The sequence below is a fragment of the Chromobacterium aquaticum genome (genome assembly GCF_021129195.1).
Taxonomy (GTDB): Bacteria; Pseudomonadota; Gammaproteobacteria; order Burkholderiales; family Chromobacteriaceae; genus Chromobacterium; species Chromobacterium aquaticum.
In genome coordinates, this window is the sequence record NZ_JAJOHW010000072.1 from 65,355 (window position 1) to 77,189 (window position 11,835).

General features: G+C 55.0%; 6 protein-coding genes. 1 reads left to right on the forward strand and 5 read right to left on the reverse strand.

Going from position 1 to position 11,835, the window contains the following annotated elements; all coding sequences use genetic code 11:
- Positions 1-28: 28 nt before the first annotated feature.
- The 5 genes from LQT98_RS11735 to gltB all read right to left on the reverse strand — a co-directional run bounded on the left by LQT98_RS11735 (position 29) and on the right by gltB (position 10,326).
- Positions 29-1,504 carry a mannose-1-phosphate guanylyltransferase/mannose-6-phosphate isomerase gene (locus tag LQT98_RS11735; protein WP_231462478.1) on the reverse strand — a complete coding sequence of 492 codons (1,476 nt, stop codon included), beginning with the start codon at positions 1,502-1,504 and terminating at the stop codon, positions 29-31.
- A 2-nt stretch (positions 1,505-1,506) separates the two neighbouring features.
- Entirely contained in the window at positions 1,507-2,535 is a 1,029-nt protein-coding gene (locus tag LQT98_RS11740) for an NAD-dependent epimerase/dehydratase family protein (protein WP_231462480.1), read from the reverse strand.
- A gap of 1 nt (position 2,536) precedes the next feature.
- Complete coding sequence (gene tviB / locus LQT98_RS11745; protein ID WP_231462482.1) at positions 2,537-3,811, reverse strand: Vi polysaccharide biosynthesis UDP-N-acetylglucosamine C-6 dehydrogenase TviB; 1,275 nt, start codon at positions 3,809-3,811, stop codon at positions 2,537-2,539.
- Positions 3,812-4,368: 557 nt separating this feature from the next.
- Positions 4,369-5,778, reverse strand: a complete 1,410-nt coding sequence (locus tag LQT98_RS11750; RefSeq protein ID WP_269326012.1) for an FAD-dependent oxidoreductase — start codon at positions 5,776-5,778, stop codon at positions 4,369-4,371.
- Between the two features lie 99 nt (positions 5,779-5,877).
- Positions 5,878-10,326: a glutamate synthase large subunit gene (gltB, locus tag LQT98_RS11755; RefSeq protein ID WP_231462483.1), complete on the reverse strand. Its 4,449-nt coding sequence runs from the start codon at positions 10,324-10,326 to the stop codon at positions 5,878-5,880.
- 277 nt (positions 10,327-10,603) lie between these two features.
- Here gltB and LQT98_RS11760 point away from each other — a divergent pair.
- Positions 10,604-11,835: phospholipase D-like domain-containing protein (locus tag LQT98_RS11760; RefSeq protein ID WP_231462484.1), on the forward strand; the 1,232-nt coding region annotated here is incomplete at its 3' end.

Below are 11,835 nucleotides of genomic sequence, written 5' to 3' on the forward strand. Positions count from 1 at the left end.
TCCGAGAATTTAAAGACAAGTTTAATAACTATGACCTGCCATAGGTATCCTGAATACGGACAATATCATCCTCCCCAAGATAGCTACCGGATTGTACTTCGATGATCTCTAAAGGAATTGTGCCAGGATTCGCCAGTCGATGGGTTGCCCCCAGTGGGATGTAAGTAGACTGATTCTCTGACAACAGAATGACCTTATCTCCATTAGTAATCTCAGCGGTACCTTTAACAACAATCCAATGCTCGGCTCGATGGTGATGTTTCTGAAGACTAAGACTAGCTTTCGGATTGACCATGATTCGCTTGACCTTGAACCGCTCCCCCTCGTCAATGCTGTCATACCATCCCCAGGGCCGATGAACCTTACGGTGCAGGGCATGCTCCTCACGGTTTTGCCCGCTGAGAACATTAACGATGCACTTTACATCTTGACAATGAAGCCTATCCGCCACGAGAACCGCATCCGAGGTCTCGACAACAATCAGGTTCTCTACTCCAACCAGGCTAACTAGTCTACTACTGGCATGCACCAATGTATTACTTGAATTTGTGGTGAGCACATCACCAATATGAGCATTGCCCTCATCATCCTTGGGAAGCACCTGCCACACTGCATCCCAAGCACCCAAGTCATTCCAACCAGCATCAAGAGGCACCATCTTTATCGGGAAAATACTACCTGGGCAATGCTCCATAACAGCGTAGTCAATAGATTCTGCTGGAATTTCGGCAAACTCCATTGCACCAGGCCGAACAAACTGCGCATCCAAAGTTCTTGCAGCCCAAGCCCGACGCGTAGCCTGAAGAATATCTGGACGAAATAGTTCTAGAGCCTTCAACCAGACAGAGGCCTTCAGCACAAACATGCCCGCATTCCAAAAATACCCCCCCTCTTCTAGATAGGTTTGAGCAGTAGCAGCATCTGGTTTTTCTACAAATCGTTTGACAATTAGAGGTGCATCCTTAGCATCTGATGCCTCAGCCTGAATATAGCCGTAGCCAGTCTCAGGACGATCTGCAGCAATACCTAGAATAACTATTGTTCCATGTCCCGCTTCATGAATAGCATTCTGCATTGCGCTCGTGAATGCAGCAGAGTTTGTAACGGTCTGGTCTGCAGGTGTGACGATTAGGATAGGATCATCGTCTGCATCAGCAGCAGCAAGGGCCGCAAGAGTTAATGCTGGTGCAGTATTTCTACCCACTGGTTCAAGCAACGCGGCACCAAACTCGACAGCTATCTCTCGCAACTGTTCTGTTGCCAAAAAGCGATGGTCTTCATTGCTGACTACAAACGGCTTGGCCATTTTGACACTATCACCACCTAGAGCCACCAAGCGTTTTGCTGCTAACTGGAAAAGACTTTCACGCCCAGTCAAACAGAGAAACTGCTTAGGAAAACCCGCTCGCGAAAGAGGCCATAGACGAGTACCTGAACCACCACAAATAATGACCGGTTGGATTGTCGAAAAACTCATTTCAGATAAGGGAGTATGGATAGCCATAATTAGGACAAATGCCCAACATACCAATGCATTGCCTCTCGAAGACCTTCTACTATGCGATGTGTAGGCCGATAGCCAAGAAGTTGCTTAGCCTTACTAATATCAGCTAGGGAATGGCGCACATCGCCAGCCCGGAAATCTCGATAAACTGGCTGCCCCTCCCTTAAGTGAGGGAAGCACGCAGAAAGGCTATCTCTCAAGTAAAAATAAAGCTGCCCCAAGTCAGTCTGATCACCTACGGCAACATTATAAACTTGATTGACTGCATCTTTACTTTCTATCGTGGCAGCCAATAAATTAGCCTGGACAGCATTATCGACATAGCAGAAATCCCGGCTTGTTTTTCCATCACCATTAATATAAACCGGTTCATTTTTAATCATGGCTGCCGTCCACCTAGGAATAACTGCAGCATATGCTCCATCAGGATCCTGCCGGCGGCCAAATATATTGAAATAACGTAAACCAATAGTATTAAAGCCGTACGTTCTGGCAAAAACCTCCGCATAAAATTCATTAACCAGTTTTGTCACAGCATAAGGAGACAAAGGCCGGCCAATCTTGCTTTCCTCCTTAGGCAAGTCCGGGTGGTCGCCATAGGTTGAGCTACTTGCCGCATAAACAAAGCGCTTGACTTGTTTGTCTCGTGCCGCTACCAACATATTTAGAAAACCGTCTATATTACTCTGGTTCGTAGATATCGGATCCTCGATACTACGTGGAACCGAGCCGAGTGCCGCTTGATGCAGAACATAATCAACGCCATCGCACACTTGGTGGCAAGTAGCAATATCGCGGATGTCTCCATTAATGAAATTTAACCTTGCCCATTGCTCTGCAGTGACAAGGTTCTGTACTTCATTCAGATTACGTTGATGACCCGTGCTAAAATTGTCTAGCCCTACCACGCGCTGATTCAGTTTGAGAAGCGCCTCAAGCAGGTTACTGCCTACAAAACCGGCCACGCCGGTAATAAGCCAAGTTTTCGGTTCTACTTTAAGCTGCTGCTGGATAATTTCGAAAGTGCTCATATTACAGCCTTAAGTCCGATTCCCGTGCATCCATCACATACTTGAGGTCATACAGAACAGTATTAGGCTTACCCAATGCTCGGATGGCCTCGCTTCCCATCTCTTTGAATTGATCATGAGCCACAGCCAACACTATTGCGTCATAACCACTTGGAGAGGGTTTTAGAATCGGTGTAATTCCGTACTCATGCTGAGCCTCTTCGACTGACACCCAAGGGTCATACACATCAACGTCACAATTGTAGTCATTAAGCTCTGCAACTATATCTACAATCCGTGTATTACGAAGATCAGGGCAATTTTCTTTGAATGCCAAACCCATGACAAGCACCTTAGCCCCTTCAACATGGATGCGCTTTTTAGTCATTGCCTTTACTAGTTGGGCAACAACATACTCCCCCATGCGGTCATTAAGCCGGCGACCAGCCAAGATAATTTCTGGATGGTAACCAATAGCCTGAGCTTTATGGGTTAAATAATAGGGATCAACACCAATACAGTGGCCACCGACAAGTCCCGGTCGGAAAGGCAGAAAATTCCATTTACTCCCTGCCGCTTTTAGCACTGCCTCAGTATCAATGCCCATTTTATTAAAAATAATAGCCAATTCGTTAATCAAGGCAATATTAAGGTCACGCTGAGTATTTTCTATAACTTTAGCCGCCTCGGCAACCTTGATGCTTTCTGCCTTATGAGTACCAACAACAACAATCTCGTTATACAATGCATCAACTAGTTCTGCAATTTCCGGGGTGGAGCCTGAGGTGATTTTCTTGATAGTCGTCACACGATGCTCTTTATCTCCGGGATTAATACGCTCAGGGCTATAACCACAGTAGAAATCTTGATTAAATTTCAGACCAGAGCATTCCTCAAGTACAGGCACACAATTCTCCTCAGTGCACCCCGGATAAACAGTAGATTCATAGATAACGATATCCCCTTTTTTCAGCACAGCCCCTACAGTTTGGCTAGACTTGACCAGAGGGGTGAGATCGGGGCGCTTGTACTCATCTATAGGCGTCGGCACCGTAATGATATAGCAATTACATGCACGCAAATCATTGGCATTTGTGCTATAGGTCAGGAGTTTTGCTGCTGTAAGCTCAGCTGAACTAGTCTCTAGTGTAATGTCTCTACCAGACTTAAGCTCGTCAATACGGAGCTGATTAATATCAAACCCTACGACAGATCGACCTCGACCAAACTCAACTGCGAGTGGCAACCCAACATACCCCAAACCAACAATTGCCAACTTGATATTTTTTAAATTCATGATCAAACCCTACATCTTGCAAATTAGTAAAAGCTGCGACGGCACCTTGCATTGACCACACACACCCACCTCAAAACCTGTCTGTTTCTTTATTAAATTCAAAGCCTTCGCCTCTAAAATAGAATAAACCATGCCTACTTACACAGAAGACGCATTTAAATGAACTCAATTTCAGAACAAACGTAACTAGCGGCCATTCCCGGCGTTAGCCTTCCCCATAGAGTGGCTTGCTCAGTAGCCAGCCATACTGAACCCGCCGATGCGAAAACTTGCTCACAAAATTAATGCCAATTGAATAATTGTTTTCTGGTGCAGCAAAACAGCTTCCCAGTGATGAAATTGGGAAGAGAAAATCTAAATTTATATATATCAGGCACCGCAAGTACATGACAAAACAATTGCAATTGCGATTAAATATTTCAAAATCCGAAAATTTTATCCTAACTCACGATGCCCGGTCCACTCCACCCTCAAAATTATCCTCTTCGGGTTGAATGGCTTCCTCACAAAGCCGGGCTTCTAGTAGCAGACAGTAGGTCCATCTATCCTGTAAACCATCACACCTTTAGGTACTCTAACATACCCTCCGCCGCCCTTCTCCCATCAAACACCGACCTGACAACTAAGTCTGCACCACGCACCATGTCGCCACCAGCGAACAGCTTAGGATTGCTGGTCTGACTTTCATACACACCCAAATCCACTAATACTCTACCGTTAGAGGCAATTGACACTCCTTGCTTTTCTACCCAAGGCTTACTCTCCGCTTGGAAACCAAAGGCAATGATGACATGATCACACTCAATAATTTTCTCGCTGCCCGGCACAATCTCTGCATTGCAACGACCATGGACATCAGGTTTACCTAAGCGAGTTTCAGCTAATTTCACACTCAGCCCTCCTACCTTCGGCTCGATAGCTAGTGGCTGTCGGTTCCAACAGAACTCTACACCCTCTTCCTTGGCATTCGCCACCTCACGCTTGGAGCCCGGCATATTCGCCTCATCGCGTCTGTAGGCGCAAATCACGCTCTGGGCACCTTGACGTATCGCGGTGCGGTTGCAGTCCATCGCCGTGTCGCCGCCACCCAACACCAGCACACGCTTGCCTCGCATTGAAATGGGGACCTCACCTTCTTCGGGCAACGTACCCAGCCCCTGACGGACGTTATTGATCAAATAAGGCAAAGCCTCCAGCACCCCAGGCAAATCCTCTCCCGGGAAGCCACCCTTAATATACTTGTACGCGCCCATGCCCATGAAGATGGCATCATACTGTTCCAACAATTCCTCTATCTGGACATCCTTGCCGATCTCGGTGTTGAGCACAAACTCCACCCCCATGCCCTCCATGATCTCGCGGCGGCGCTTGATCACGGATTTTTCCAGCTTGAACTCTGGAATGCCAAAGGTCAGCAGGCCGCCGATTTCCTCGTAGCGGTCAAACACCACCGCCTTGACGCCATTGCGCACCAATACGTCGGCACAGGCCAGGCCGGCCGGGCCGGCGCCGATTACCGCCACTGTCTTATCCGTCCACACCACCTTGGACATATCCGGACGCCAGCCGGCCTTGAAGGCCTCGTCGGTAATGTATTTCTCGATGCTGCCGATGGAAACCGCGCCAAAGCCGCCCTGGTTCAAGGTGCATGCGCCTTCACACAACCTATCCTGCGGGCAGACCCTGCCGCAGATCTCCGGCAGGCTATTGGTCTTGTGCGACATTTCCGCCGCCTCGAACAAGCGTCCCTCCTCCACCAACTTCAGCCAGTTGGGGATATAGTTGTGCACCGGGCACTCCCATTCGCAGTACGGGTTGCCACAGGACAAACAGCGGCCGGCCTGATCCGCCGCATCCACGCTGTGCAGCGGCTGGTAAATTTCTTTGAATTCGATCTTGCGCACCGAAGCGTCCACCTTGTCGCCAGGGTTGCGCGAAAGCTTCATGAATTGGAAAACATCGCTCATGGTTGTTTCCTGTCTTGCTGGGGCCCATCGCTCGCAAGCGGCCGGGCTTTGAATGAGGTATGGACAGGACGACATCTCAGCCGCCCCGCCTTGCGCGTCTTAGTCCTTGAGCAAGCTGTCGAGCTTGGCCGCCTTGGGTTTGACCAGCCAGAAGTAATCGACGTAATCGTCGAAATTCTCCAGCATTGCCTTGGCCGTCTCGGAACCGGTCAATTCAACGTGCTTAGCGATCTTTTCCAATAGATAGGCGCGGTACATGCCCATGGCTTCGCCATTGATCAGGTGGATATCGATCAGCTCGTTGTTGTAGCGATAAGCGAATTTCTCATTCGGGTCGTAAACAAAGGCGAAACCGCCAGTCATGCCTGCACCGAAGTTGTAGCCGGTTTCACCCAGCACGATGACACTGCCACCGGTCATGTATTCGCAGCAATGGTCGCCAGCGCCTTCGATGACGGCCAGCGCACCGGAGTTGCGCACGCCGAAGCGTTCGCCGGCCACACCGGCGGCGAACAACTGGCCGCCGGTGGCGCCGTACAGACAGGTATTGCCGATGATGATGGACTCGCCCGCCCGGTATCCCGCGCTCTTAGGCGGATAGATGGTCACCCGGCCGCCGGCCATGCCCTTGCCCACGTAGTCGTTAGCGTCGCCTTCCAGCTCCAAGTGCAGACCGGACGCGTTCCATACGCCAAAGCTCTGTCCGGCGCTGCCGTTGAACTTGATTTTCAGGCAGCCGAACGGCAAACCCGCCGCGCCGTGGACGCGAGCGATTTCTCCGGACAGGCGCGCGCCTATCGAACGGTGGGTGTTCTCGATTGGGTAGCTCAGCTCCAGCATCTGCTTATTGTGGATGGCCGCCAGCGCGTCCTGCAGAATGGTCTCGGCCAATTCACCCTTGTCGAACGAAGGATTACTGGCGCTAATGCAGAAGCGCGGCTCACTGTCCGGCACCTGCCCCTGCGACAGCAGCGGGCTCAAGTCCAGCTTGGCCTGCTTGGCGCTGGCACCTTCCACGCATTCCAGCAGGTCCATCCGGCCAATCAACTGCTCCATATTGCGCACGCCCAGCTTCGCCATCCATTCCCGCGTTTCCCGAGCGATGAACAGGAAGTAGTTCATCACCATTTCCGGCAAGCCGGTGAAGTACTTGGAACGCAGCTTGATTTCCTGAGTGGCCACGCCGGTGGCGCAGTTGTTCAGATGGCAGATACGCAGGTATTTGCAGCCCAGCGCCACCATCGGCCCGGTGCCGAAGCCAAAGCTCTCCGCGCCCATCATCGCCGCCTTGACCACATCCAGGCCGGTCTTCAAGCCGCCGTCGGTCTGCACCCGTACTCGACCGCGCAGGCCATTGGCGCGCAACACCTGTTGCGCTTCGGACAGGCCCAGCTCCCACGGCGAGCCGGCGTATTTGACCGAGGTCAGCGGCGAGGCGCCGGTACCGCCGTCGTAGCCGGAGATGGTGATCAAATCGGCATAGGCCTTGGCCACGCCGGCGGCGACGGTGCCGACACCGGGCTCGGCCACCAGTTTGACCGACACCAGCGCGGAAGGGTTGACCTGCTTGAGGTCGAAGATCAGCTGGGCCAGGTCTTCGATCGAATAAATATCGTGGTGCGGCGGCGGCGAGATCAGGCTGATGCCTTCCTTGGCGTGACGCAGCCGCGCGATCAGGCCGGATACCTTATCCCCCGGCAGCTGGCCGCCCTCGCCCGGCTTGGCGCCCTGGGCCACCTTGATTTGCAGCACTTCGGCATTGACCAGATAATGCGGCGTCACGCCAAAACGTCCCGAGGCCACCTGCTTGATCTTGGACATCTTCTCGGTGCCGTAGCGCGCGGCGTCTTCGCCGCCTTCGCCGGAGTTGGAGCGCCCCCCCAGCCGATTCATCGCGATAGCCAGCGCTTCATGCGCCTCCGGCGACAAGGCCCCCAAGGACATGCCGGCGGAGTCGAAACGCTTGAGGATGGCTTCCACCGGCTCCACCTCGTCGATGGAGATAGGCTCGCCCAGCGGCTTCACCCGCATCAAGTCGCGCAGCATCGCCACCGGCCGTTGGTTCACCGCCTCGGCGTATTGCTGATAGGCCTGGTAGTCATCGTTCTGCACCGCTTTTTGCAGCAGGGTCACCACTTCGGGGTTATAAGCGTGGTATTCCTCGCCATGCACGAACTTGAGCAGGCCGCCCTGGGACAAGGGCCGCATCGGATTGAAGGCGAAGCGCGCCAGTTGACGCTGATCCTCCTCGAAATCGGCGAAACCAGCGCCGGACACCCGCGACACCGTGCCCTTCAGGCATAGCGCCACCACGTCCTCATGTACGCCCACTGCTTCGAACAGCTGCGCGCCGCGGTAGGAGGCGATGGTGGAGATGCCCATCTTGGACAACACTTTGAGCAGGCCCTTGTTGATGCCCTTGCGGTACTGCTGCAACGCTTCGTTGCTCTTGAGTTTGACTTCGCCACTCTGCACCAGGTCGATGATGCTCTGGTAGGCCAGATAAGGATAAACCGCGGTGGCGCCGTAGCCGATGATACAGGCCATCTGGTGCGCGTCGCGCACCGCGCCGGTTTCCAGCACGATATTGGTCTTGCAGCGCAGGCCGCTGTCGATCAAGGCGTGGTGCACCGCCCCGGTGGCGAACAGCGCCGGGATAGGCAGGCGCTGCGCCGTCATGTGGCGGTCGGACAGCACCACGATGACCGTGCCTTCCCGCACCGCGTCCACCACATGCCGGTTCAGGCTCTCTATCGCCTGACACAGATCGGTTTCGCTCGGGTCGTAGCACAGGTCGAAAGTCGTCGCCTTCAGATAGGGCTCCGGCCGGGAGGTGATGCGGGTGAACTTCTCGTGCGACAGCACCGGCGAGCGCACTTCCAGACGCTTGGCGTGTTCGGCGCTCTCCTCGAACATATTGCGTTCCGGACCGAACACCGTGTTCAAGGACATCACCACCGCTTCGCGGATCGGGTCGATAGGCGGATTGGTCACCTGGGCGAACTGCTGGCGCAGATAGTCGAACGGCGAGCGCACTTTCCGGCTCAGCACCGCCATTGGGGTGTCATCGCCCATGGAGCCCACCGCTTCCTGACCATCCTCGGCCAACACGCGCAGGATCTGGTCGCGTTCCTCATAACTGAGATTGAACAGTTTCTGTAGCCGCAGCAGTTCGTCCTTGGACAGCGGCTCGACGCCGACATCGTCCTCTATCGACAACTCCAGATACTTGGCGCTGTCCTTGATCCATTGCCGATAGGGCTTGGCGCTCTTCAACTGCGCGTCTATCTCCTCCGGCAGCAGCAATTCACCAGTGGCCAGATCCGCGGCGAACAACTGGCCCGGTTTGACCCGGCCCTTGCGTACCACATTCTCCGGCTGGTAGTCCCATACCCCCACTTCAGAGGCAATCGTCAAGATATTGTCGCGTGTCAGCACCCAACGCGCCGGACGCAGGCCATTGCGATCCAGCATGCAAGCGGCGTAGCGGCCATCAGTGAGCACAATGCCGGCCGGGCCGTCCCATGGCTCCATATGCATGGAGTTGAATTCATAGAAGGCGCGCAGATCCTTGTCGGTGGAGTCCACGTTCTGCCAAGCCGGCGGCACCAGCAGACGCAAGGCGCGGAATAAAGGAATACCGCCCATCAACAGGCCTTCCAGCATATTGTCCAGCGACATCGAATCGGAGCCGTCGGTCTGGACAATGGGACGAACCGCGTCCATGTCCAGATGCGGAGACGCCATGATGCGCTCGCGCGCGCGCGCCCAGTGGCGGTTGCCCTGCACGGTATTGATTTCGCCATTGTGGGCGAGGAAACGGAAGGGCTGCGCCAGCTTCCATTGCGGCCAGGTGTTGGTGGAGAAGCGTTGGTGGAATACCGCCAGGCTGGATTCGAAGCGGGGATCGTTCAAGTCCAGAAAGAATCTGGGCAGGTTTTCCGGCGTCACCAGGCCTTTGTAGGACAAAGTGTGCGGTGACAGCGTCGGCAGATAAAAAAACGGGTCGTCTGCCTTATTGGCTTTCTCAGCCTGGCGACGACCCATGTATAGGCGGCGTTGGAACATTAATTCGTCCATGCCGAATGGACAGTTCACAAAGACCTGGACCATGGCAGGAAGCGATGCCAGCGCCGCCTCCCCGCAAGCTCCGCTGTCCGTGGGAACCTGTCGGAAGCCGGCCACCTCCAAGCCCTGGGCTTCCAGGAATTCGCGCAGTCGACGCAAGCTGCGCTCACCGCGCTCTGATTCCGGATGGTGGAACACCAGGCCGGCGGCGTACACTGCCTTCAGCGACAGGCCCGCCGCCGCGGCCACCTCGCGCAGAAAGCCGTCCGGCTTGCGGAACAGCAGGCCGCAGCCGTCGCCGGACTTGCCGTCGGCGGCCACGGCGCCGCGGTGGGTCAGCTTGGCCAGCGAGGAGATGGCGGTATTGACCAGCCAATGACTGGGTTTGTCGTCGAGTTGGGCGATCAAACCAAAGCCGCAACTGTCCTGTTCGAAATCCGGATGGTACAGGGTGCCCTGCAGCCAGCGTTGTCTGTCCATATCTTTGTCCTGCTTATAATGTGAAACGAATGTTTCGATTCTAAGGGCAAGGAGCTTGACCCTGCAACCGGTTTTTGTGCAGCGCATTAGATGATTAAAATCATAAAGTTACAAATGTTTTTTTTGAATTTTCACATAGAGAAAATTCCAAAACTCACGGAGAAACTTGTAGTTTTGTGACGCATAAGTTCAATAAAACGACTGTCAAGCCGCATTGTCAAGGACATCCAAAACCGCCATTTCAATAGAATAACGAATATTGTCAGACAAAAACCAAATGCCTATTCCATCACCAGCCCCTTCCAATCAGGATCTGATCCGCCACCTGGCCGAGCAGGCCCTGTCCCGTTCCGCCGGCGCTCCCTTGGTTGGCGGCAACCAGGTGGAACTGTTGTATGACAGCGTGGAGAATTTCCCGGCCTGGGAACAGGCCATCGCCTCCAGCCAGGACTCCGTGTTCATCGAGATGTATATTTTCGCCAACGACGCGTTTGGCCTGCGGATGCGGGATCTGCTGACCGAGCGTGCGCTCGCCGGCGTCAAGGTCTGCGTGCTGTATGACTGGCTGGGCAGCTGGAAAGCGCATTTGGGCAGCTTTTTCAAACCCTTGCTCGCGGCCGGCGCCGAGCTGCGCGCCTACAATCCGCCGTCCTTGACATCCGGCCTCAGCATGCTGGGGCGCAATCACCGCAAGCTGATCGTGATAGACCGCCGCACCGTGTTCGTGTCCGGGCTGTGCATCAGTTCCAGTTGGGAAGGACGGCCGGAACGCGGGCTCGCGCCTTGGCGCGACACCGGAGTCAAACTCTGCGGCCCCCTGGCGGCCGACGCGCTGGCGGCTTTCGCCGACAGCTGGGCCAGCTGCGGCAGCCCGCTGCCCGAAGCCTGGCTGTCTCCGCCTCCGGAACCGGAAGAAGCCCGCGGCAGTGTGGCCGCGCGCCTGATCGCCACCACCCCGGCCACGGCGCAGATGATGCGGCTGGATTTACTGATCGCTTGCTTCGCCCGCCGCACCTTGTGGCTGACCGACGCTTACTTCATGGGCACCAGCATGTATCTGACCGCGTTGAAGCAAGCGGCGCGCGATGGTGTCGATGTCCGCTTGCTGGTGCCGCGCTCCAGCGATATCGGCTGGATCGCCACCGTGTCGCGCACCCAATACCGTCCGTTACTGGAAGCGGGCGTGCGCGTGTTCGAATGGGACGGCCCGATGATCCACGCCAAGACCGCGGTAGCGGACGGGCGCTGGGCGCGCATAGGCTCCACCAACCTCAATCTGTCCAGTTGGCTGGCCAACCGCGAGCTGGACGTGGCGGTGGAGGATCAGGCGCTGGCGGAAAAGCTGGCCCAACAGTTTCTGCTGGACCTGGACCACTCCACCGAGGTTATCCTCGCCGGCCAACGCCGCCGGCCAACGCTGACCAAGCCACGCCCCAAGGACTATCACGGCCTGCTGCTGCCGCCGCGCACCGCGGCGATCAGCGGCGCCAGCGCCGCCGCGCGCCAGGC

Excerpts from the sequence above, each read along its gene's own strand:
- gltB (WP_231462483.1), bottom strand. The coding sequence starts at position 10,326 with ATGGACAGACAACGCTGGCTGCAGGGCACCCTGTACCATCCGGATTTC.
- LQT98_RS11750 (WP_269326012.1), bottom strand. The coding sequence starts at position 5,778 with ATGAGCGATGTTTTCCAATTCATGAAGCTTTCGCGCAACCCTGGCGAC.
- tviB (WP_231462482.1), bottom strand. The coding sequence starts at position 3,811 with ATGAATTTAAAAAATATCAAGTTGGCAATTGTTGGTTTGGGGTATGTT.
- LQT98_RS11740 (WP_231462480.1), bottom strand. The coding sequence starts at position 2,535 with ATGAGCACTTTCGAAATTATCCAGCAGCAGCTTAAAGTAGAACCGAAA.
- LQT98_RS11735 (WP_231462478.1), bottom strand. The coding sequence starts at position 1,504 with ATGGCTATCCATACTCCCTTATCTGAAATGAGTTTTTCGACAATCCAA.